This window comes from Macrococcus equipercicus (assembly GCF_024205945.1).
Taxonomy (GTDB): domain Bacteria; phylum Bacillota; class Bacilli; order Staphylococcales; family Staphylococcaceae; genus Macrococcus; species Macrococcus equipercicus.
Genome location: NZ_CP073809.1, coordinates 246,030 through 267,774, shown reverse-complemented (window position 1 = coordinate 267,774; position 21,745 = coordinate 246,030). Strand labels below are relative to the sequence as shown.

Sequence of the window (21,745 nt, the reverse complement as noted above, 5' to 3'; positions counted from 1 at the left end):
TAGAGGATATTATGACCACAATATAAATACAAAGTGCCATTGCTTCGTCGTTATTCAGTTTCTTCATAATCATTCAGTACCCTCTCATTCAACTTCTTTATACTATGCATAAATTGAATATCATTAATAATTTCTAACGGTTTATTTCCTTTTCCAATAATAAATTTATAGTTGTCGATTTCCATAAATTCAAAAATCAATTTAAACTGGTCTTGTAATGGAATTGTTTTCTTCTCAGGATTATCTCCACCAATAATAATTATTATAAATTCTTTTTTTCTCATAATCTCTTTAAAATCCGGATAATCAGAATCCCTTAGTGTCTCTGTCCATCTATCAATAAACAATTTCAGACTAGCACTCATGGAATACCAATATAACGGCGTTGCCATAATAACGATATCAGAATCTATTACACTATCTAAAACCATTTTATAATCATCATTGTGTATTACCTCAGAATTATCATGCCTACTATCAATTACTCTTTCTATACATAAGCTATTTAAAAAATATCTTTTATACCCAGTTGCTTTAGTTAACTGATCTAATATATATTCAGTATTACCGTTTTTTCTACTACTACCAGATAAAATTGTAAGCATTTATTATTCCTCCTTTTATATCTATTTTATTTCAAGTTAAGATATGCGAAAATAAGATAAATCAAATATCATATATTTAAATTTCAAATATCTTGGAGGATCTATGGATTCAAAACATATTACTACTTTTTTAACTGTTGCCCAAACAAATAATTTTTCTAAAGCAGCAGAAATATTAAATTGTGCTCAATCAACTGTCTCTGTTCATATTGACAAACTTGAAGATGAGTTAAACCTATCATTATTTTACAGAAAGAAACATGGAATCATTTTAACTGAAGAAGGTAAAAGATTTATTAAATATGCTGAACGTATTGCTAATATTGAAAAAGAATATAAAAATGAGCTTCATTCATCTTCAGTGAATAAAGAAATAATCATCGCTCTTCAGGAAAGTCAGTTATTATATAGATATCAACAAAGAATTTTTGATTGGATTCAAAACAATCCTGATATAAATGTAATTTTTAAGACTGCCCATTCTAGTTTTTCTCTTAAGGATCAGCTGACTTCCGGAGAAATAGATATTGCTGTACTTTCGGATAATAATCTATATAACCCATCACTTAATAGGATACTACTCACTAAAGATCCATTAGTACTAGTTTCAAATAAAAGAATATCAATCAGCCATATTAAAGATTTAAATGAATACCGTATACTTATGACAGAAAAAGGATGTAGCTATCGAGAAGAGTTGGAAAATTTCTTGAGGGTGAACGAGATAAATAGAATAAATAAAATAGAAATGATTAGTATAGAAGCCTTGAAAAATTATTTATATGAACATCCTAGTATTGCTCTACTACCTAAGTTTTTAGTTGAAAATGATTTAAACAAAAATTTATATGAGGTGCAACTTGATTACAGTTGGCCAGATTTGCATACACACTTACTATTTTCAAGAAATAACGAAGATCCAAAAATACAAGAGTTAATAAGAATATTCAAATCAGTTGCAACAATAAATTGATATTATATTAATGTGATTTTTCCCTAAATACAAATATACAATATTTACTTAGAACTGGTAATTAAAAATTAATTATTATCTAAGGGTGACATCCATGCAAAAAATATATAAAAAAGCACCTCTCGAATAAATTCGAGAAGTGCTGTAAACGTTGATATAACAACGATATTAACGTTTTGAGAACTGTGGTGAACGACGAGCGCCTTTAAGACCTGGTTTTTTACGTTCAGAAATCTTCGGGGTTTCAGCCACAGTCACGAAGTGTCGTAAGCCTTGATATCAAAGAATTTATCAATAAACGAATATCATTAAAAATCATTCAATTTCAATAAAGGGTACTTAAAGGGTAACATTTTCAAACTAAAACGGCTGGTCGGCAGTTAAAATATATAATATCAAATTTTACCTGTGTTTTATAATAAACTCTTAAAAACAAATGCCCACATTAATCTATATAATTTATACTAATATTGCCTCGACTAGTAAGATCATTTAAGTATTCAGAAATTTGTTGCTTTTTTAAATCTCCCCATGGCATCATTTTATAATTTACGTATGATAAGTAGCATTCTCTTTTAGCTCGAGTGATTGCAACAAACATATTGTTTCTCTCTTCCTGCAATTGTGATAAAGTTTTAGCTCTATAGTCAGGAAAAGTACCTTGATTTAATCCGAGAACAAAAACAATACTATATTCCAATCCTTTAGAGCCATGTACTGTTAGTAGAGATACTCCTTCACTATGATTATTAAAGTGTTTTCCTAATGAAACATTATTTAAAAACCTTGATAGATTTCTATCACCAACAATGCTTTCTTTACAATACATTTGCCAACGTGTTAACCATAAATTTAAGTCATTTTCTATCAAAAAACGTAAGTTATCACTTAAAGATTTTTCTGATTGTATAGATTTTTTCATATCATTGATTGCTTTTCCGAAATTATCAATATCATTAGAGACTATTTGCCAGCATTCAATTATCTTTTTGAAAACAGCTCGATTAATATCATCTCCAGCTTCATCATTAAACAATAAGTCATTTAACATTTCTTCATTCTTTTTTCTTCCTACCATATTAACAACCTTAGAGTAACTAAGTTCATCATATTTATTTGCAATGACTTTAAGACCATTTTCAAATATAGCTATTTCTTCACTCTCAGCATTTAACCTAGTTGAACTACCTGCATCAAAAAAAGGTATTTCTTTCTCACTCATTAGTTTTTCCAAATTTTTAAATAAATATTTGTTTCTTCCTAAAATAGCAATATCAGCATATGATATAGGACCATCAACATTATCACTACCAAATTTCAACAAATACTCTATTTTACTTACAATCCATTCTGCTTCTGACTCTTCATTGACAAAATTATTTATTTGTAGTAGTCCCTTTAAAGGATAGACAGATTTAGAGACTGTGTTAGGTTGGATTATTTTTGCTGCTTTTATAATATTTGCTGAAGATCTAAAATTCTCTCTTAATTGAATTTCCCTCGGATGAAAATCTTTCACAAAATTTTCAGTCATTATTTTACTGTCTGAACCATTAAAACCGTATATTGATTGAGAAGAATCTCCTACCATCATTATATTTGAAAAATTCTGAGTTAAAGCCTTTATAACTCTATATTGAGTTAAATTTAGATCTTGTGCTTCATCTACCATTAAGTACTTATAATATCGCATATAATTTTTGGCGATCCTTGGTTTTTCAATAAGTATTCTATAAGCATAAAAAAGAATATCATCAAAATCTAACACCCTATTAGCAAATAATATGTTATTATATGTTTCATAAATTAAGATGATATCTTGTTCTTCCTCTGTTTTACTTATCATCTCAGGAAGAATTAAGTTTTGTTTATACTTTTTTATTTTATCACTTACAAATTTAATATTTAGTTCTAAACTTAAACTTTTTATTGCTTGATCAAGTAATTCTAGTTTATCATTATAGTCTTCGATAATAGTCATATTATCTGGTAAACCTATTTGATTTCCCTTATTTAAAACTATTTCTAAACAAAAACTATGAATTGTTCCTATTTCAACTTTTTCATATAAATCTTCTTCAATTCTTTCCTGTATTTCTTTAGCTGCTTTGTTACTAAAAGTTAAGGCTAATACTCTAGCATTCTTACTTTGAACTATATTTATAATTCTTTGAGTTAAAACTCTAGTCTTTCCACTTCCTGGTCCTGCTGTAACTAATAATGGCCCATCAATAAAATTTACTATCTCTTGTTGTTTAGGAGTTAAATTCATTTGTTTCCTCCTTTATATTCATACGATCAAAAAGGTCCCTAATTGCTAGAGGAATACTTGTAGTGTCCTGTCTTTCGATAATTTTATGTGCAATTATCGCCGAGTACTCTGTCTTCTTTTTATGTAAAATATCGACTATAGCTGAATTTATACCATGCTCTCCAGAATAATCTCTAATTTTATTTTTATAAATATGTTGTTTACATTTCTGACATACTTCCTCTGTTTCAACTCTACCTCCTTTAGTTTTGTGTTTCCTCTTAATATAAGTTTCAATAAAATTTTCTTTTCCTTCAATATTATCAATTACGTCTAATAGCTCATCTTTGTATCCTTCATTTACTAAATAATTTTCAAAATCTGCTCCATTAGGTAAAAAAACAACGTTTTTATCTTTTAAAGATTCTCCTATTTCACCAAAAATTTGCTTATAAAATTTGCTGATTTCTTGTATAGTTTCTTCTTCGCCATCACTTAATATAAATACTTCAATCCCTAAGTCTCTAGAAATCTGTAGGAATGGTTTATATTTCCCAGATCCATTTACCCCTATAACATTTATACCTGCTTCAAAACACTCATGTCCAAAATAATGTTTGTAAAATACCGGTAATACTTGTTCTTCAGTTTCTCCTTCACATAAAATCACTTTATTTGCATACAATAAGTCTCCTCTTGATTTGACAACTTCTTCTTTAATTTTTCTAATTTCATTTTGACTCAAGTTATCTAAATTTATAGAACTAACTCTTGATGATGATCCATTTTTGTGAACATGTAAGATTTCTTCTAATTGTACTTGAGCCGCTACAATCGGCGAATGAGTACTTATAAATTTTTGACCTTTTAAATCTTTCATTTGTTGATAGATTTTACGTTGTGCTTGTGGATGAAGATGTGATTCTGGTTCTTCTAATAATAAAACAGGAAAAAAAGGTTTCTGTTTGCTCTTCATCTCTTTTTCTTTTAAATCAATGTATGCTGCTAATGTTAAAAAAGTAGTCCAACTCCTAGTACCCATCCCTAAATTATCTATAGAAAAAGACTCTGAAAACTCGTCACTAATACGTATTTGCATACCTTTATTAATATCACGAATTTTTTGAGTAATAGGATTTATTTCAACACTACGATTATTTGTACCCATGATTTTAGAAACATTATTTAGCTTTTGAGTTACATATCCTAATATATCACTGTTATCTATAATATTCTGTCCAATTTCTTTTAAACTCTTTTCAATATCATCCACATGTTCTTTTGCTAATTCAATATTACCAGTAAGTTTCCCCCAATATGAATACTGGTTATTCATATCTGTTAAAATATCTCTTTTTGCGTCTAAATAAAAAACTGGTATAGCATCTAGCAATTCTTTTCTTATAGGATGTTTATTATAATCTATAAATTGCTCAACTTCGTCAGATTTTGGCCATTGATTCATGGCTTTTTTTTCTAATTCATACTCACCTTTTAAATCGTTATATTTTAATATAGTCCTAATCCCCACACCATCTTTCTCTTCTCCTTCAATTACGAAAGCCCCAAAGTGATCATACCATTCATCTGAAAATTCTTTTTCTTCTGGTTCTATTAAAATATCAATTATCGCTATTTTATTATTATCTAATATTTCATTTTTATTTAAGAATATCATTTCTTTACTAACATTCTTATAAGTTAATAAAGATAATTCTAGAGCTTCTAGTAAAGTTGTTTTTCCGACATTATTTGCTCCTAATAAAAGTAAATTAGCCTTTAACTCTATATCTAGTGTCTCAAAACATTTGAAATTTCTAATTCTTAATTCTTTTAAATAAATACTCATAATATTTATTCTTCCCCCTAATATGGTCCCAAAAATCTAACCCCATTAAAATGTATTAAATGTGAAGGTGCATTGGCCACCCATACTTCTGTTTCCCATGCTATTTCGTCAAAATATTTAGCCATTAGCTTTCTATCAGGAAATGCCGTAACATACACAATGCCTACTTTTGATCCATTAAATAAAATCTGCAGCTCTTTATGACGCTTTCCATCAACCGGACCGTGGCTAGTTACTGCTTCTACCAATATAAGCCACTCTTTTTTCGGATAATAAATAATGACGTCTGGCATTTTTCCATGTAAATCGACTCTTACTCCAAGTTCAGAAAGTAACTCTTTATTGAAAAAATCAGTCTTTGCCCCTGTGTCCCCCGCGTATATCAATTTTCCACCTGGTACAAAACGTGGTCCAAATTCTTCAATTACATCTTTAATTAGCTGACTATGTTCCCCTGAACTAAATTTATACTGTTGATTATCGTCAATTAGTAATGACACTTTATTCTGTTCTCTTTCTTGTGCATATTGTTCAATTAAGGTTTCTCTATTTGCTAAGTATTTTTCAAGCAATATAATCCATTGATTAGTATTGTAATGTTTAATCAAATTCAACGTTTCTTCTTCTATTTGATAAACTGCTTTCGGACTGTTTACTGCTCTATTCGGTTCATCAGGATTATAATGTGCAATGCCTGCTGAAACAAACTGATGCATTGACTGCCGTCTAAAAGTTTCCCGTGAATTAGGCTTGTATTCTCGTCCATAGTATTCTTTGCTAAATTCCATAATAGGCGTAATCCCTATCATTCTGCTCTTTGCCATGTTCCACTCTTGTTCTGGTTTCAAATCTATTAAAGCTAATAAGCATAATGCTGTACGGTCATTCTGTTGCTTTATAGGTAAACCTAAACTTTTTAATATATCTTTGGCTTCAGATAGTTTCTGTTCTCTCATACTCATGATATATACCTCTCAATTAAAGCGTCTAGTTCTGCTTGATCGTTTGGTTTTTTTTCATTTATACTTCTACCTATTTCAATCAATAAATTCTTATCAGGAAACAACATCTGTCTTAAATCGGTTGCATTTACTTGTGTATGTCCATTGAAAGATCGGAAATAATGATCGAATATTGTTGAAGAAATATAAGCATTAATACCTCTTGCTAAATTTTCATCTAGACCTTGTTTGTTAGCATGTATGACATTTACTCCATTTTCAAATCCTAGAGCCTCGTATTTAAACCTTTTAGGATCAATAACTGCTGAAATTATCCTCTTAACAGATTCTTTTGGTGAAAATCGACGCATAATAATATAATATCCACTTGGGTAGAGCTGCCTATCAGTTTTTTCATTCCACATAATTGCATTTGCTTTTTTTGTATTTTCTTTAATCCAGGTAATATCATCATTTTCAATATGCATCGGATAAAATAATGGAACACTCTCTTCTTCCGGAATATCTCTTAAAAATTCTTTGTTTCTGAAGCCCACTACGGGTCCTGTAGATATATTCAATCCTATTTCACTCAACGTATTTTTAATTACTGGATAAACATCATAAATCTTCTCTTCCGTAGAGAGAGGGATATGAATAAACTTTTCTTTATCATTTGGTAGAACAATTTCACTAGCTTTGAATTCATTTTCTATATAATCTGAAAAACTAGCATCTGAAGAAAAAGATACTTTTACTGATTGAAGTTTATTAGTTTTTCTTAATTTTATAATCATGTTTTCTTGAAGCACTCCATCTTCCTTAAAAGCATTATTACGTGATTCAAATAGATGAATATGTTCAATACTTGTTTGAGTCAACATTAAGTCTCTAAAACTTTTGTAATAGGGGCCATTACAGAAGCTTCTAGGGATAATAGCGACTAGCTGCCCTTCTTCCTCCAATAACTTAATAGCCATGCCTACAAATGCCGTATATAGATTAACTGTGTCAGCATTATTTGCCTTCAGCAACTTTCTGTAAGCTGATGCACTACTTATTTTCTTGTAAGGAGGATTCATAATAATATGAGAGAATCGTTCTTTATCTTGACCAAAAAACGACATTTGTTCATTCATCACTGAATCAGCCCATATCAGGAAATCTGTATTAAAAACTTTAAACACTAAATCTCTATTTTCATTAACTAATGCAATATTTTCTCCAAATTCGTCATTTAATGAATCATCTATTTCAATAGCTGTAACTTCGACTTTGTTTGCTTTATTAAAAGCTATTTCGGTAAAAACGGTGCTAAGTATACCTATCCCTGCACCAGGATCTAATAATTTCACAGTATTATTTTCTTCGAAATCAAATAAGCTAGACATAAATTCAGCTATATTAACAGGAGTGAAGTATTGACTGAATTTCTTTTTATTATTTAATTTATTGATAATTTCAAGACGACTTTGCTCTATCTTTTCTAAGGTACTATTCAAAAAAATCACCTAATTCACTCTAAAGTTTATTATTCTATATTATACCATCTACATTTCAAATATATTTATGATATCGATATATAAATGTATTTGTTTATTCTTAATATAAAAAGTCCCCTTATCGTATTCATGATAAGAGGACTAACTAGACTGCTTAATATTTTTGTTGCTATTATTCAAATATACCTATTGATTGACCAAAATGATAATCTTCAGGTACATTTGGATTTAACGGTTTATCAACCGACATCGTTCTGACATTCGTATAGTAACCTCTTTTTCTCAATACTTCTTTTGTTGTCTCTCTTAAATATCTTCTTTCTTCTGAAGTCATATTCTTTCGTTCTTCATCTGTGAAATCATTAATTAATTTTCCTTTGAGATTTTCAAATTCCGACATCAAATCAACTCCTGTGATTATTCTTCTTCATACTCGGATAAACTGAAATCGATAATATCTTCTCTCTTATTTTTTCCTTCTACTTTTTCTGGCCACCAACCATAACGCTGATACTCTTTTCCGCCGTCCAGATAGATTGCACCACATTTACACGTCACATAATCATGAGTATACTTTGACTCAATGATATCATCACATATCTTACACCTGGCGATACTTCTTCTTATTTTTTTCATATTACATTCTTCCTCCGTTTAATATATTTGTCGATTATTCAAACATATTTCTTTCTCTTTTTGCCAACGCTCTTCGCTCAATTTTCTGATCGACAATTTCCTTTGTCTTGGTATAAGTCATACTAAATCCTTCTTCATAAGAAGCAATAGGGATTGCATCTAGTTTATCACCTTGCCAAGCTACCATTTCTAAAATGAGATCAATATCATAAGCCAATTGATTCAGTTTTGTTTCTGAAAGAGACCCTCTGTTTTGTCTAAAATATTGTTCAGTCTCTAAAAGGTAATTAAAGAGTTCGTTAGCTGTATTAAAGCCCTTTTGTATTTTAATCTCATCTAATAAATCGTTAGTCGTACTATGCAAATAAAAAGTTCTTCTTTTACCCATAATATCACCTCATATAATGATTTATAACTTTATTCAGTGAATCTATATTTTCAATCAACTTTGCAATTACATCTATTAATTGGTTTGTAGTAGTGTTTTGTTCGTTCATATGATTAATCATTTGCCTTTTTAAGCTATCAGTTTCTCCTTCCACAAGTGCTCTTGTTAAAATTATTTTTATTAATTCATTCATTGAAATATTTTTCTCTCTTGCTAAAGACTGAATTTGTATATAGTGATGATCTTCAATATTTCTCACTAAGAAATCTTTCATTTCTACTCCTTTATTGTTTAATCAAATGTATTTACTTAAATCTTTTGCAAAAAGGTAATACATATTGAGTAGTCACAATATGTATTACAAGAGAGTCATCAAACATATTACATACGATTTTTTTATACATCAAACGTATTACTTTTGAGAAAATTTTGATATCACCTAGATAATACTTTTGATGTATAGGGAACATAGTCGGCACTGCCGACTTAATCACATTTTCGGCTCTGCCGAAACTGCCCGATAGGGCAATGTGATATCGTTTCCCCTTATGCTCATGTTCTTAAAAATAGTTATTTATAGATTCTATTTTACTATTCAGCTACTAATCATAATACCGGATAAGAAATTCACTAATCATTCAACAGATAATGAAGAATGACTGTGAATTTCTTATTCAAGTATCTTAATGCAGTAAGGAACAATATATTTTTTAATTTTAATATGTTAGGATGTAATTGAAGATTTTCATAACTCTTCGATTTGCTTTCGAACTTCTGATTTTAGCGGATCAAGTTCGGGAGCATTTTTTTGTGACTGTTCTTCTACTTCTCTTTTTTGTTTCTCTTGTTGTTCAATTTCCTTTATAAAAGCTGGCACTGGAAAATTTGATTCTTCTTTTTTATGTGGCACTTTCTGATTTAAATAGTCATTGAACTTTTCAAGTTTAAACAAAGTAGATGGGCGTATCCAGGATTCAGTTTTTTCATTGCCTGACCACTCTTGATACTTTTTATCAATCACTTTTATTAAATCATTTTCTGTATAACCATTTTTGAGAAGTTGCTCAACTAATCTAATGTTAAATGTATCAATTGGTGAAAATGTTGTTTCAGCTTTATTATTCAAATAGTTAATTACCTTCTTAGTTATACGCTTTAATTCAATTAGCGACTCACTTCCTTCTTGTGTATTCTTTGTTGAACTCTTTGAAGTATTCTCTGTTATTGAAGAATATGAAATTTTTGATATTTCATTATTTAATAATTCATTTTCCAAAATTAAATCTTCAACAATGGATTGTTTAATATTTAATTTTCCATTATCAAATTTTTGATAATCGACTTCTGACAAGGCTTTTCTTTGTTTTTCTAATTCCTCTTGTCGTTTCTTTTCTTGTAACTCCTTTATAAATTCAATAATAGCTTTCGTTAAATTTGTTTTATCTAACTTATAATGTACGGTAGGACTACCTTCAGCTTTAATTGTCTTAGTTTTTAACAAATCCCGTTGTTGTAGAATACGCGCTAGTTTATTAACCTTATATTGTGAGAGTCCCATTTCATCTTTCCAATCTTTATATGATTTATAGAAATAGCCATCTTCTCTTTGTCCCTTATCTGACCAATACACTAACTGCGATAAGTATGCCCCTCCCTCGAGATCTCCCATAAACTTTATGAAAAATCTATTGACTGAAAATATATTCTCTTCGCCTGATAACTGACTAATAAGATATTTAATTTCTTCATAATTACTAATGTTAACACCACTTTTCTATTTTCAATGTTCAGTTAGTTCATCAAACTCTCTCAATGCCGACCAGCATTTATATTCTTTTAGTTTCTAGAAATTGATCAATATCAATTTTGCGAATCATTTGAACTCCAGCTACATCAATTATAGGTAAACCGTCATCTATAAATTTTTTTAAGGTATTAAAACTAATACCAATATATTCGGAGGCTTGTTTTTTATTGAGATATGGCTGGATATTATTTCCTCTATAAATATCTTCCAATGTTTTTTGTGCTATTTGGCTAAACATCTCTTCAAATCCTTTAATAGTACTTTCCTCAAGCTTTAATGGTATATATAGTTGTTTATCCATGATTTCACCTCCTTTCAAATTATTAAACAATAAATTAAAATTTAATCTATTGTTTAAATAAATAATAGATGATAATATAATATCATGTTAAGAAAATTAATTATTTAGTAGATTAATATTTATCTTCTAGTTGGTGTAGTATATTATCAACTGAGGAGGTGAAAATTTGATTAAAGTTAATTTAAAAGACATTTTAAGAAAAAAAGGTATGACTCTTAGTGAATTGCATGAGCTTACAGGTATTAGCATGAATTCTCTAAGTATATTCCAAAATCAAAAACGTGATGGTGTTCAGTTTGCTACTTTAGAGAAAATTGCTACAGCTTTAAATGTTTCATTGAGTGACATATTGCAGATTGTTCAAGATGAATATACTTTGTCCGTTAGAAGTACTTCTTTTATAACAGACGCCTATGCTAAGAGTACTGTTGATTCGACAGCCACATTAAATTTTAAAAATTTACAAAAAGTTGAAAGCATAGAAATTACTTTTGATTCACAAATTATTACGTATTCGAACAATCAACTATTAGTTGTAGACATTAAAAGATTAGAATATGATAAGCTTTCTGAAAATCTTGAAAGATTATTTGACAATCAATTAACCTCTTTGTATCAAACGGAATTATTACGTATATTATCTTATCTTTTAATTCAAGAATTATGTAAAACACTTCCATATAGTAAATTAACTATTAAAGATGATGTACTAGTAAGATGGACTGCATTATTTGCAAAGTTTATTTTAAAAGCTAACAAAGATACTTTACCTAGAAATACAATTGTTTTTACTGATCGTGATTTTCCAGTAAATTTAGTACCTTTAAATCTTAATACCGAACTACATAGTTACGACAAAGTACCGAGCGTTAGATATACAGCTTATGTTGAGTCATTAAATAATCTAAACTCTATAACAGAAATTACGATTGATCCTGAAAGTTTTGAAAGAAAAGTTGCTATAACCATAAATTAACTTCCTTCACTGCCGACCAGCAACTAAGGAAGGGATACAAATGCCAAGTATTAAAAAAGTAGTATTAAAATCCGGAGAAGTACGTTATCAATTTAGTGTCTATTTAGGTATAGACAAGATAACAGGAAAGAAGAAAAGAACAAATAGAAGTTTTTCAAGTTTACATGAAGCAAAAATTGAATTAAAGAAAATTCAATTGCAAGGTTTAGAAAACAAAACACAGACCATCCATAGATATACCTACGAGGATGTTTATTTGCTCTGGTTAGAAAATCATAAGAGTGAAATAAGAGGAACAACTTTAGCTAGTAAAGAAAGTAAGTTCAGAAAGCGTATTTTACCGAAGTTCGGGCGTATACCTATTAAAGAAATTACTCGCTGTATTGTCAGACAGTCGTTAATGAATGGGCAAAGGAACTTGAGGCTTTTAATGACTATGTCATTCAGACTCGTCTCGTTTTTAATTACGCGATGAAAATGGAACTTATAGACAATAATCCTATGGAATACATCACCCTGCCAAGTCGTAAACAAGATAAGATCTTCATCGAGAAAGAGCGTAATTTCATGACTAAAGAAGAGTTAAAGCTGTTTATGAATTACCTGGAAGAAGAAAATAAATTACAGACAATTTGTTTATTTAGATTACTTGCTTTCACAGGCATGCGTAAAGGAGAAGTATTAGACTTACATTGGTCAGATATCAATTTTAAGACCAAAGATTTATATGTGCAGAAAACACTCGCTAAAGTACGTTCTAAACACGTCCTACAACCTCCTAAGACAAAAGAATCATATAGATGGCTTGATATAGACTCTATTACGTTAAAATACCTCTTAAAATGGAAACAAGAGCAAATTGAACAATATGAAAAGTTCGGATTTAAAGTAGCTAAAGATCAGCACCAGCCTATCTTTGCCACTTACCATACACGTCTAAATGAAATGAAGTATATGCGTGTATCTACTCCTAATGATAAACTAGAGGCTTTCTTTAATCGTCATAAGGATTTGCACAAGATACACGTACATGGCTTCAGACACACGCATGCATCACTCCTATTCGAGGCTGGAGCAACATTAAAGGAAGTTCAGTCACGTCTGGGACATAGCGATATAAAGACCACTATGGACATCTATACGCATATCACACAGGCATCTAGAGAAAAACTAGCGGAGAAGTTTCAGAAACATATTGATTTTTAATATGAATCAATTATTAGAGGAGAATATTTATGAACTATCTACCTGTTCCTGACTCTTTCAATGAGAATGAATATTCATTTGCAAATGATCCTATACTTAAGATATACGATTCTTTATCAGTTATAAAAAGAAGTTTAGAATTAATAGAAAGCGAAGGATTACACGAATTTGAACCAGTTATAATGGTGCAACTCAGATTATTATTTTTAGAGCAAAATGAAAGTCATGAACGAGGAAAAAAACAGCGAGAAAAGTTTTCATTACTAAGTCTTTTAAATGATTTCCACATTACACTTGATAATAATACTTTAAGATTTGAAGAAGCAAAAATGTTTCCTAAAATTGCATTAATTTATAGAGATTATGACGATATGAAAAATCAAAGTCCATATTTTTATGCTTCTAGTAAATGTATAGTAGAAAGAAACGTTTATACTTATAAAGAATTTATAGCTCAACCTCTATTAAAGATATCTGATGCAAATGGTGAGCTTAAAGAAAAAGACATAAAACATTGTATTGAGGTATTAGTAGATAAAGGACAAGGAGCTCATTATCAACACTATTTGAAAAAAGTACATGTTGATTTAATTATGCGACGAAATATTATTTCACAAACTATTGGACTAGCAGTAATATTTTCACTCTATGAGCCAATTAGAGATTATTTAATCAACAATCATATGGAATCATATCTTGATAGAAGTAAGGGTAGTTCATTTAGCGTATTTAGACTTACACCTAAATGGAACCCGGAAAATTGAGAGGGTACTTAAGGGTAACATACATGTCAAAACCATATAAAAAAGCACTTCCCGAACATTTTCGAGAAGTGCTGTAAACGTATATTCAATGGAACATAAACTGTCTACGCCAGTTTGCGTACTGGACTTGTAAGCAAACAAGTTTGCAACAATTCCAGCATTAACGTTTTGAGAACTGTGGTGAACGACGAGCGCCTTTAAGACCTGGTTTTTTACGTTCAAAAAACTTTAGGATTTCGTACAGTTGTATAGACTGTCTTAAGCCTTGATATTAAAGGATTTCTGATTTTTTCAATTGCATAGAATTGCGTCAAATATCACTTAGGGGTAACTAAAGGGTAACTAAATAAACTGCTGGCCGGTGGTAAGTAAAGTTTATGATAAAAAACTATTTATTTGCTTATATTTAAACGTTCTACTTTCTCGTTAATCAAATCTAGTTTAAAAAAGTCTGGATTTTCCATCTCTAATGATTCTATGAATCCAAAATTTTTATCATATTTATTTATCAATAAAGTTAAAAGATTACCATGTGAAACAATTAAATGATTTTTGTCATTATCCAAACTTTTTACAAAGGTAAAAATTCTTTTTAATGCTTCGTTACTTGATTCAGCATTTTCTAGTTTATAGTCAAAATCTAAAAATGTTTTTTCAAGATGACTCTTCCAATCTGGAATCGCATCTAAACTAAGTATTCTTTCTTGAAGAACTTCAATAGTATTTATATGAATATTGTTTTTCTCGGCAAATGGACTTACTGTATCTATTGCTCTTGTCATTGGACTACAATGAATTTCATGTATATTTAATTTTGACAGGATAGGAATAAGTTTTATTGAAGATTCCTTTCCTTCACTTGTTAATTTCGCATTATATTCTTGACCTGTTGCTTTACAATGTCTTAATAAATAAATCATTTTTCTCCTCCGATGAATCTTTATTATAGCTTTCAACACTTTCTATACATTTTAACAAAGCGATATTGAGATCCGTTTGTTTCCATAGTGAATTCTTTTTCTTTAATAAAACCACATTTCTCGTAGCACTTGATTGCTCTCTTGTTGAATAAAGCAACAGATAAAGTAATTGTTTCGACATCATAATTTTCAAGGATATATTGGATCGTCTTTTGAATAAATATTTTTCCGTTACCATGGCCTGTTAATTCAGGCTTCATACCTAGACCATAATCTAAAATTTTTGGTATAGAATCATTTACTACAAAGAATCCGATTAATTGGTCCTCTGACAATACTTCAAAATATTGTTCATCTCGAAGTTCTTGTGAAATTAATTCTTGATAATCTTCTTCATCTTCAGTTGCATCATAAAATTTATAAATCCCTTCATACTTCCATTCATTCGCAATTTCTTCAGCATGAAATTGTGATAACTTTTGAATTTTTATATTCTTCATATTTTCACCTTTATTTAAAACAAAATAATTTTATTATTTCTGCTAAAACTTTTGGTTGATCTATATGTATATTATGAGTACTTGATTCTATGAAATGAACTTCTGATTTACTACTCAGATTCTTTTGTTCAATTATTAGCTCTCGCCATTTTCTTTCGAATAGATACGCTTCCTTTACAGGTATATTTTCTTCTATTAATTTCTGAGAAGCATATTCTAAATCTCTTCCGATTATAAGTAAAGGTATATCTACTTTTTTGTAATTATCGTTAAGCATTTTAGCGTCATGATCCCAATTTTTAGTTTCAGTATACATTGTCTTATAAAAATTCGAATATATTCTTGGGTTGTTGTATACATTATGAACATTTAATTTTTTTATTATTTTTTCAGAAGGTTAATTCATTAAGTTACTACAATACTTTAACCATTTATCATCAGATTGAAAGTCATTTAATATCGGAGTATCAAGGGTATCTAATTGTTTAAAATTAACCGAACTTGAATCTATTAATATTGCCCTTGCAATATTAATTTCATTTGAGCACATTATAGCTTGAATACATAGTCCCCCATATGAATGTCCCATTAAAATTACATTTTTCAATCTATTATTTTGAATGAAGGCTTCTATTATTACCGCAGTATTTTGAATTGAAACCTTTTCCATATCAACATTGCCTTTTCCTATTCCAGGTCTATAAATAATGTATACTTCAAAGTACTTCTTTAAATAACCAATTACTCCCAACCAACTTTCTATTATGTCATTCATACCTAATAACAGAATTAATGGCTGTCCTTGTCCTATTTTTTCATATTCTACACTCTGATTTCCATAATGAAAAACAGTCATATTATCACACCTAACTAATTTGAAATTTAGGAATTTGAAGAATTTATACTTTAATATTTAATAATTTACTCCATTATTCTTAATAATTTTTATCACATTATCAGCAACATTTTTCGATTCTTCAATAGTTACAGGCATCCACAGGCCCGTCAGTGGCCCATATACTACTGGATTGATATCTACTTCGTACCCGCTAAATTGATATTCTGTTTCATATGGTAAATAGCCATAATATCCATTAGTATAACCACCAAAAAGTATCAAATCATTTCCTAATAAATTCTTGATTTCTAGTGACATTTCATAAAATGGTTCAAACGGGATACCCATAAATATTCCATTGTTTAATTTAAAACCACTAATTTCAAATTCTAAAGACAAGGTTTCATTCATTCTACTAATCATAGCATCTTTCCATTTTTCAGTATTCAGTTCCCAAACTTCACTTGCATACTTAGCTCTTTCATTTAATTTATCCATATCTGAAATTTTCATTAAATTTATATCATACTTTTTATAATAAATTTCAAATGATTCTATATCCTCATATATAAATTCTTGGGTTCTAAATGATCTTTCAACTTTATCAGCAATAGTATTCAAGTCGTTTACACTACCACGCCATTTCGGATTCAAGTTTCCTGTTCCTAATTGTACAATTGCTATATTGGCTGATTCATTTGAAAGTTTTTCTCTTACCACACTAATGTAATCGTTCGAAAGTACAAAGCTATCACTTTTTAATATGTTGGGATGAGAAGACATAAATATCAGTAATCCTAAATTTTTTTTGTCAGATTTGCTTCTAATACTTAAATATGCAATTCTATTATCTACCCTAACATCTTTCCTTATTCCCATTGTTGCTATTCCATTTACGATTTCTCTTCTGTTATCTGAAACTTCTATTTCATCTAGATTCCATGAAATTTCGATAGGTTGAGCAGTTTCAATACATTTTATAGAAATATCCACTAATTTATTTACAAGTTCTTTATTATACTTAATGGTAATTTCTTTACCATCAGCAGTAGCTGGACCAGAGTGAGTATGGCTAAAATTTAGTATAATGTTTCCAATTTCTATGTTAGTCGCTTCAGAAATTCTATTTCTTATTTCATCGCTAAATTCTTTTAATAAACCCACATTATCTATGCTTATAAATAGCATCTCTTTTTGACTACTTTTAATGTAATAAGAAATAGCATAAATATCATGTAATATTTCAGAAATCGGTTTATCTCTATGGTATCCTATAAATTCAATTCCTAATGGTGGATTGATATTTATTTTTTGAACTGATCCAATAGTCATATTAAACGCCTCCTTTACTTTTATTCTTTATATATTTCCCAGATTCATTACTGAATAATTGCTGATTCTTATTATTACTAAATATAACTAATAAAATCGCTCTTCCCATTCTGATAAGTACATAGCATCAAGACATTGTTCAGGGTTTGAAATTTGTGATTGAAACTCTAAGCTATTGCCGTCTAAATCATAAAAATGAATTTTAGCATAAGCACTATTTAAATGAGGTAGTACAAAGGGTTCTTCTCCACTAAATCCAAAAGCACCTCTCGTTTCAATTCCTTTTTCATTCAACCATTGTTTTGCTCTTTTTAAATCTTCTAAATCAACATTAAATGCAACATGTCGAATAGATGGATGATAATCTAAATTGACACTTTCACATTCCCATAGTCCTAACCAGCTCACATCTTTCTCAATCCACATAAACGCTACCTTATTTGGAATATGATTTTCTAATATTAATCCTAAACTTTCATAAAATTTTATAGAGTTCGATAAATTACTAACAGGTAGATGAGCTTCAAATAAACCTTTAATCATAAAATAGTTCCTCCATTCACATAACTTCAATTTAATAAAATAGCGCTTTATTCAATTACCTTTTCAGCTAATAATATCTAACTTCGTCCATTTTGAAATCCAATCTTTCTCTTTGATTCTTTTTAAATATATGCCTATTTTTTCTTTATTATCAAAGTATGGCGTTGGTCTGACGATACCATTAAATAATTCATCAAAATCGTAATGATAATGAATAACAACTTTATTATCTACTAATTTTATACAAATAGCTGTCGGACATTCTGGATATTGATTTACGGCATCTACAGATGAATCATAAGGATCAGTGCCATTTCTTAAATGCATTCTTGCTTGATTTTTAACCGACCAAGGTATCTCTGAATTTAATCTATTCAACTCTTTTTCATACATCTTATCAGTACTTTCTTGAATATTTGATACATCATAGTAAATAACATCTACATCGTTATATTTTGTCTTTATATCATAGTCATGAAGAACATCCCATATTTTATTTCTTATAAAACCAGCACTAATCCACCAATCTGGTAAATCAAGTAATGAAACAGTCTTTAAGATTTCCATCATGTCTTTGTCAGTCTCAATAATATTTATCAATTCTTCTTTGGACTTAATTATCATGTTCTCAACACCTTAAAATGATATCATTTCTATTATAAAGAATTTTCAGTTAATTTTTAGTATTAGTGTACCATAATAATATATAGAAAGTTCTAAATTTATATGAGGCATTTGCAAACGATAGTTATAGAAGAGATACTAATTTGGTAAAAAGCATATAAAAAGCACTTCACGAATTTATTCGAGAAGCACTTTAGCATGAATATAAAAGTTTTCATCAATATATTTATTATATTAGTGTTTGATTGTTGTTTTTATTAGAAGGTTTAGTAATAAATTACCATATTTAAATCTCTAAATACAAATTATTTAATACGTTTTTTGTTGTCATAGGTCATAATAAAAACCATTATAAATAATCCAATAACTATGGTGTTAATTATATAAAGACCTCTTATTGATAATAATTCGCTAAACAAAGTTGCAAAGCCTACCCCTATCGGTATTGCAGTTCTAATTATTGCTAAACGAAGTGTAAATATCCTTGCAGAATATTTTTGATCAATATTCTTTTGAACCATAGTTGTATTATAAGAATTAAATATTGCCAAAGCGATACCGCTAATAAATTCAATTACATATGCTAACAAAATATAGCGATTAAAACCTAAAAACATAAATGTTGTGCTAGCTATCAACAATGAATATATCATCACATTTATATCTTTAAATTTGCTAAAAACTTTCACTATAGATGCTCCAATTACATACCCAAAAGGAAAACTTGCCATAAAAATTCCATAGTCTTTCATGTCGCCATTCAACACGTCTAATATATAAGGCAAATTAATAACTGTTATGACACCCACACTAAATTGAACTGCAAATATTAAGTTACCAAACTTTACAATTTCTTTTCTATCAAAATAATAAGCAAAGCCTTCTTTTAATTGATTCATCCATTTTTCTTTCTTAATCATTTCATTTTTAATTTCTTTAATAAAACATAAACTAATTCCACTTATAAAAAATAAACAAATAGAAATAATAATTGATATATTTGAAGATGAAATACTGATAATTACTCCTGAAATTATTGGACCACAAGCAACCATCAATTTAGAAGTAGCATCAAGTATGCTGTTGTACTGAACTAAATCTTTTTGATTAGACACATTAGGTAGTATAGCTTGACTTACTGGTGTAAATATTGGAGTTAGACATCCTAAAATGATTTGAAAAATATATATAAGATAAAGCTCATTGAGATAATAAAATAGCACTATGAACACAGCTAATACTGTCGCTTTGATTAATTGTATAAATATCAGTATTAGTTTCTTTGAGTACCTATCCAGATAAGAACCAATTACTAATTGTATAATGATCGAAGGAATAAAATAGAATAACCACATCGTTCCAATACTCCCTGTTAAACTAGTACTCTTAAACATTATCAATGAAAGTGCAAAAGTAAGTAATGATCCTGCCAACTCAGAAACAGATAGACCTATCCATAGGTTTAAAAAGTTTATGTGACTTCTAATCATACTTAGTACCTAAAAAAGAATGTACAGATTTGAATAATTTATCTATTTCTTCATCATTTACAAAATAATTATTATCCCTTTGTGTTATTAAATTTGTGCTTTTCATTTGATGTATATGATGGTGTATTGTTGATTTACTATTAGGCAAAATTTGATTTAATCTATTTAAAGTATTTTCACCATTTTTAATGTATTTAATAATCTGTAACTTAATAGTATCTGAAATAGATTTCAAACCCTCAACCATTTTTTCATTCGGAATATTTAATCGACTATCTAAAGGCATTATATAAAGATATATTCTATCTTTGTCTTCAGCAATTAATATATAAGGTTGATATGCATTCTGACTAATAAGTACAATTTCTTTATTTGTCTTTTCATACTTCTCAATTAACTCTAGTAATTCTTGATCTATTAATTGCTTTCTATCTATTATCTTTTTCTTGTATTCATTATTTCTAGTATCATGTAATTTCAATGAAAACTTGTAATGATTGATGAGTAATTTTTTAAGTTCATTAACGGTTTTGCAATAGATTAATTCAATTATTGATTTATAATAAACATGCCTTTTAAAAATTTCAGTTATTTTATCTCGAATTTCCATATCATTAAATGATTCTAAAATTTCTTTTTCAGAAATACGTGGACTAAAAGGAAATATATTTAATAAGAATCTTTCTGCTGATAGTTTAGATATATAATTTTCAAATGATATACATATATCTCCATCTAAATAATAGTGATTACTTAATGATTGCAACATTTTCCAAGTATTCATTTCGGATATTTCATTAAATATTTCTCCCTCATTTTTCGATAAATTATTTATAGTATTTTTATATACTTCTTGAAAATCAAATTTATCTATCAATTCTTTATAAGTTATAGCTCCGAGAAATAGCACTCCTTGTTGTAATGGACGTTCTTCATATACAAACTTCTCTTGTACTTCGTAATTTTCATCAATAATTAATCTCATATTGGCCTCCATTCGAAATATTTAGAATTAATTTCTAATTATTTGAAATGATTATAAAGAAAGTAATGAAATAATTCAAGTAATCTTTTACAATTACATAATATTTAATTCAGGGTGAATAAAATGATTACTTATGTATGAATGCCAGAGAAAAACCTGGTAATTTCATATGGTTTCACACAGTTTCATATCATTGAATTTTAGCAGAATTGAAAGAAATTAGTTCCTTTAAGGGTAACTATATGGTAACTAAATACCTCTATAAAAATACAAAAAAGCACTCTTCGGAATAATCCAAAGAGTGCTGTAAACGT

Annotated in this window: 27 protein-coding genes; 5 read left to right on the top strand and 22 right to left on the bottom strand. The window is 28.8% G+C overall.

Going from position 1 to position 21,745, the window contains the following annotated elements:
* Positions 1-50 precede the first annotated feature (50 nt).
* Positions 51-605 carry a flavodoxin family protein gene (locus KFV11_RS01475; protein WP_254250144.1) on the bottom strand — a complete coding sequence of 185 codons (555 nt, stop codon included), beginning with the start codon at positions 603-605 and terminating at the stop codon, positions 51-53.
* Positions 606-708: 103 nt separating this feature from the next.
* Here KFV11_RS01475 and KFV11_RS01470 point away from each other — a divergent pair, with 103 nt between their 5' ends.
* A complete protein-coding gene (locus KFV11_RS01470; RefSeq protein ID WP_254250143.1) occupies positions 709-1,578 on the top strand; it encodes a LysR family transcriptional regulator in 870 nt (289 codons plus the stop codon).
* 168 nt (positions 1,579-1,746) lie between these two features.
* Here the strand turns inward: KFV11_RS01470 and rpsI (KFV11_RS11735) are convergent, their stop codons facing one another.
* From rpsI (KFV11_RS11735) to KFV11_RS01420, 11 genes are all read right to left on the bottom strand, one after another.
* Positions 1,747-1,836, bottom strand: a complete 90-nt coding sequence (rpsI, locus tag KFV11_RS11735; RefSeq protein WP_367305171.1) for a 30S ribosomal protein S9 — start codon at positions 1,834-1,836, stop codon at positions 1,747-1,749.
* A gap of 187 nt (positions 1,837-2,023) precedes the next feature.
* Positions 2,024-3,850, bottom strand: coding sequence for an ATP-dependent helicase (locus KFV11_RS01465; protein WP_254250142.1), 1,827 nt, complete (start codon positions 3,848-3,850; stop codon positions 2,024-2,026).
* Positions 3,834-5,678 carry an ATP-dependent nuclease gene (locus KFV11_RS01460; RefSeq protein WP_254250141.1) on the bottom strand — a complete coding sequence of 615 codons (1,845 nt, stop codon included), beginning with the start codon at positions 5,676-5,678 and terminating at the stop codon, positions 3,834-3,836. The genes KFV11_RS01465 and KFV11_RS01460 overlap by 17 nt, the downstream gene beginning before the upstream one ends.
* 17 nt (positions 5,679-5,695) lie before the next feature.
* Positions 5,696-6,640 (bottom strand): BsuBI/PstI family type II restriction endonuclease, encoded by a 945-nt coding sequence (locus KFV11_RS01455; RefSeq protein WP_254250140.1) that lies wholly within the window; start codon positions 6,638-6,640, stop codon positions 5,696-5,698.
* Positions 6,637-8,121: an Eco57I restriction-modification methylase domain-containing protein gene (locus KFV11_RS01450; RefSeq protein ID WP_254250139.1), complete on the bottom strand. Its 1,485-nt coding sequence runs from the start codon at positions 8,119-8,121 to the stop codon at positions 6,637-6,639. Before KFV11_RS01450 ends, KFV11_RS01455 begins: the two co-directional genes overlap by 4 nt.
* A 172-nt stretch (positions 8,122-8,293) precedes the next feature.
* Complete coding sequence (locus tag KFV11_RS01445; RefSeq protein ID WP_254250138.1) at positions 8,294-8,521, bottom strand: hypothetical protein; 228 nt, start codon at positions 8,519-8,521, stop codon at positions 8,294-8,296.
* A 17-nt stretch (positions 8,522-8,538) separates the two neighbouring features.
* On the bottom strand, positions 8,539-8,757 hold the full coding sequence (locus tag KFV11_RS01440; protein WP_254250137.1) for a DUF7695 domain-containing protein: 219 nt from the start codon (positions 8,755-8,757) through the stop codon (positions 8,539-8,541).
* A 34-nt stretch (positions 8,758-8,791) separates the two neighbouring features.
* Complete coding sequence (locus tag KFV11_RS01435) at positions 8,792-9,145, bottom strand: hypothetical protein (RefSeq protein ID WP_254250136.1); 354 nt, start codon at positions 9,143-9,145, stop codon at positions 8,792-8,794.
* A 4-nt stretch (positions 9,146-9,149) separates the two neighbouring features.
* Positions 9,150-9,419: a hypothetical protein gene (locus KFV11_RS01430; protein WP_254250135.1), complete on the bottom strand. Its 270-nt coding sequence runs from the start codon at positions 9,417-9,419 to the stop codon at positions 9,150-9,152.
* A 471-nt stretch (positions 9,420-9,890) separates the two neighbouring features.
* On the bottom strand, positions 9,891-10,814 hold the full coding sequence (locus KFV11_RS01425; protein WP_254250134.1) for a conserved phage C-terminal domain-containing protein: 924 nt from the start codon (positions 10,812-10,814) through the stop codon (positions 9,891-9,893).
* Positions 10,815-10,971: 157 nt separating this feature from the next.
* Positions 10,972-11,253 carry a helix-turn-helix domain-containing protein gene (locus KFV11_RS01420; RefSeq protein ID WP_254250133.1) on the bottom strand — a complete coding sequence of 94 codons (282 nt, stop codon included), beginning with the start codon at positions 11,251-11,253 and terminating at the stop codon, positions 10,972-10,974.
* A gap of 166 nt (positions 11,254-11,419) precedes the next feature.
* Between KFV11_RS01420 and KFV11_RS01415 the strand changes: the two genes are divergently transcribed.
* Genes KFV11_RS01415 through KFV11_RS01400 form a run of 4 tightly spaced genes read left to right on the top strand, consistent with a single transcriptional unit; the run spans position 11,420 to position 14,199 of the window.
* Positions 11,420-12,229, top strand: coding sequence for a helix-turn-helix domain-containing protein (locus tag KFV11_RS01415; protein ID WP_254250132.1), 810 nt, complete (start codon positions 11,420-11,422; stop codon positions 12,227-12,229).
* A 40-nt stretch (positions 12,230-12,269) separates the two neighbouring features.
* Entirely contained in the window at positions 12,270-12,704 is a 435-nt protein-coding gene (locus KFV11_RS01410) for an N-terminal phage integrase SAM-like domain-containing protein (protein WP_254250131.1), read from the top strand.
* Positions 12,701-13,435 (top strand): site-specific integrase, encoded by a 735-nt coding sequence (locus KFV11_RS01405; protein WP_254250130.1) that lies wholly within the window; start codon positions 12,701-12,703, stop codon positions 13,433-13,435. The genes KFV11_RS01410 and KFV11_RS01405 overlap by 4 nt, the downstream gene beginning before the upstream one ends.
* A 29-nt stretch (positions 13,436-13,464) precedes the next feature.
* Positions 13,465-14,199 carry a hypothetical protein gene (locus KFV11_RS01400; RefSeq protein WP_254250129.1) on the top strand — a complete coding sequence of 245 codons (735 nt, stop codon included), beginning with the start codon at positions 13,465-13,467 and terminating at the stop codon, positions 14,197-14,199.
* A 160-nt stretch (positions 14,200-14,359) separates the two neighbouring features.
* On the opposite strand, the gene rpsI (KFV11_RS01395) is transcribed toward KFV11_RS01400, so the two are convergent.
* The 10 genes from rpsI (KFV11_RS01395) to KFV11_RS01350 all read right to left on the bottom strand — a co-directional run bounded on the left by rpsI (KFV11_RS01395) (position 14,360) and on the right by KFV11_RS01350 (position 21,431).
* Positions 14,360-14,434 (bottom strand): 30S ribosomal protein S9, encoded by a 75-nt coding sequence (gene rpsI / locus KFV11_RS01395; protein WP_367304778.1) that lies wholly within the window; start codon positions 14,432-14,434, stop codon positions 14,360-14,362.
* A gap of 157 nt (positions 14,435-14,591) precedes the next feature.
* A complete protein-coding gene (locus tag KFV11_RS01390; protein ID WP_254250128.1) occupies positions 14,592-15,119 on the bottom strand; it encodes a histidine phosphatase family protein in 528 nt (175 codons plus the stop codon).
* Between the two features lie 32 nt (positions 15,120-15,151).
* Entirely contained in the window at positions 15,152-15,619 is a 468-nt protein-coding gene (locus tag KFV11_RS01385) for a GNAT family N-acetyltransferase (RefSeq protein ID WP_254250127.1), read from the bottom strand.
* Positions 15,620-15,629: 10 nt separating this feature from the next.
* Complete coding sequence (locus KFV11_RS01380; protein WP_254250126.1) at positions 15,630-15,896, bottom strand: alpha/beta fold hydrolase family protein; 267 nt, start codon at positions 15,894-15,896, stop codon at positions 15,630-15,632.
* 120 nt (positions 15,897-16,016) lie between these two features.
* Positions 16,017-16,475: an alpha/beta fold hydrolase gene (locus KFV11_RS01375; RefSeq protein WP_254250125.1), complete on the bottom strand. Its 459-nt coding sequence runs from the start codon at positions 16,473-16,475 to the stop codon at positions 16,017-16,019.
* A gap of 57 nt (positions 16,476-16,532) precedes the next feature.
* Positions 16,533-17,789: a neutral/alkaline non-lysosomal ceramidase N-terminal domain-containing protein gene (locus KFV11_RS01370; RefSeq protein WP_254250124.1), complete on the bottom strand. Its 1,257-nt coding sequence runs from the start codon at positions 17,787-17,789 to the stop codon at positions 16,533-16,535.
* An 87-nt stretch (positions 17,790-17,876) separates the two neighbouring features.
* Positions 17,877-18,332, bottom strand: a complete 456-nt coding sequence (locus KFV11_RS01365; RefSeq protein ID WP_254250123.1) for a VOC family protein — start codon at positions 18,330-18,332, stop codon at positions 17,877-17,879.
* A 63-nt stretch (positions 18,333-18,395) separates the two neighbouring features.
* A complete protein-coding gene (locus KFV11_RS01360; protein ID WP_254250122.1) occupies positions 18,396-18,956 on the bottom strand; it encodes a nucleotidyltransferase family protein in 561 nt (186 codons plus the stop codon).
* A 305-nt stretch (positions 18,957-19,261) separates the two neighbouring features.
* Positions 19,262-20,446 (bottom strand): MFS transporter, encoded by a 1,185-nt coding sequence (locus KFV11_RS01355; protein ID WP_254250121.1) that lies wholly within the window; start codon positions 20,444-20,446, stop codon positions 19,262-19,264.
* Positions 20,439-21,431: an ArsR/SmtB family transcription factor gene (locus KFV11_RS01350; protein WP_254250120.1), complete on the bottom strand. Its 993-nt coding sequence runs from the start codon at positions 21,429-21,431 to the stop codon at positions 20,439-20,441. Before KFV11_RS01350 ends, KFV11_RS01355 begins: the two co-directional genes overlap by 8 nt.
* Positions 21,432-21,745: the final 314 nt, after the last annotated feature.

Excerpts from the sequence above, each read along its gene's own strand:
- KFV11_RS01435 (WP_254250136.1), bottom strand. The coding sequence starts at position 9,145 with ATGGGTAAAAGAAGAACTTTTTATTTGCATAGTACGACTAACGATTTA.
- KFV11_RS01355 (WP_254250121.1), bottom strand. The coding sequence starts at position 20,446 with ATGATTAGAAGTCACATAAACTTTTTAAACCTATGGATAGGTCTATCT.
- KFV11_RS01460 (WP_254250141.1), bottom strand. The coding sequence starts at position 5,678 with ATGAGTATTTATTTAAAAGAATTAAGAATTAGAAATTTCAAATGTTTT.
- KFV11_RS01475 (WP_254250144.1), bottom strand. The coding sequence starts at position 605 with ATGCTTACAATTTTATCTGGTAGTAGTAGAAAAAACGGTAATACTGAA.
- KFV11_RS01445 (WP_254250138.1), bottom strand. The coding sequence starts at position 8,521 with ATGTCGGAATTTGAAAATCTCAAAGGAAAATTAATTAATGATTTCACA.
- KFV11_RS01370 (WP_254250124.1), bottom strand. The coding sequence starts at position 17,789 with ATGACTATTGGATCAGTTCAAAAAATAAATATCAATCCACCATTAGGA.
- KFV11_RS01380 (WP_254250126.1), bottom strand. The coding sequence starts at position 15,896 with ATGCTTAACGATAATTACAAAAAAGTAGATATACCTTTACTTATAATC.
- KFV11_RS01440 (WP_254250137.1), bottom strand. The coding sequence starts at position 8,757 with ATGAAAAAAATAAGAAGAAGTATCGCCAGGTGTAAGATATGTGATGAT.
- KFV11_RS01465 (WP_254250142.1), bottom strand. The coding sequence starts at position 3,850 with ATGAATTTAACTCCTAAACAACAAGAGATAGTAAATTTTATTGATGGG.
- KFV11_RS01420 (WP_254250133.1), bottom strand. The coding sequence starts at position 11,253 with ATGGATAAACAACTATATATACCATTAAAGCTTGAGGAAAGTACTATT.
- KFV11_RS01425 (WP_254250134.1), bottom strand. The coding sequence starts at position 10,814 with ATGGGAGATCTCGAGGGAGGGGCATACTTATCGCAGTTAGTGTATTGG.
- KFV11_RS01410 (WP_254250131.1), top strand. The coding sequence starts at position 12,270 with ATGCCAAGTATTAAAAAAGTAGTATTAAAATCCGGAGAAGTACGTTAT.
- KFV11_RS01405 (WP_254250130.1), top strand. The coding sequence starts at position 12,701 with ATGAAAATGGAACTTATAGACAATAATCCTATGGAATACATCACCCTG.
- KFV11_RS01470 (WP_254250143.1), top strand. The coding sequence starts at position 709 with ATGGATTCAAAACATATTACTACTTTTTTAACTGTTGCCCAAACAAAT.
- KFV11_RS01400 (WP_254250129.1), top strand. The coding sequence starts at position 13,465 with ATGAACTATCTACCTGTTCCTGACTCTTTCAATGAGAATGAATATTCA.
- KFV11_RS01430 (WP_254250135.1), bottom strand. The coding sequence starts at position 9,419 with ATGAAAGATTTCTTAGTGAGAAATATTGAAGATCATCACTATATACAA.
- KFV11_RS01350 (WP_254250120.1), bottom strand. The coding sequence starts at position 21,431 with ATGAGATTAATTATTGATGAAAATTACGAAGTACAAGAGAAGTTTGTA.
- KFV11_RS01455 (WP_254250140.1), bottom strand. The coding sequence starts at position 6,640 with ATGAGTATGAGAGAACAGAAACTATCTGAAGCCAAAGATATATTAAAA.
- KFV11_RS01390 (WP_254250128.1), bottom strand. The coding sequence starts at position 15,119 with ATGATTTATTTATTAAGACATTGTAAAGCAACAGGTCAAGAATATAAT.
- KFV11_RS01360 (WP_254250122.1), bottom strand. The coding sequence starts at position 18,956 with ATGATAATTAAGTCCAAAGAAGAATTGATAAATATTATTGAGACTGAC.
- KFV11_RS01365 (WP_254250123.1), bottom strand. The coding sequence starts at position 18,332 with ATGATTAAAGGTTTATTTGAAGCTCATCTACCTGTTAGTAATTTATCG.
- KFV11_RS01375 (WP_254250125.1), bottom strand. The coding sequence starts at position 16,475 with ATGACTGTTTTTCATTATGGAAATCAGAGTGTAGAATATGAAAAAATA.
- KFV11_RS01385 (WP_254250127.1), bottom strand. The coding sequence starts at position 15,619 with ATGAAGAATATAAAAATTCAAAAGTTATCACAATTTCATGCTGAAGAA.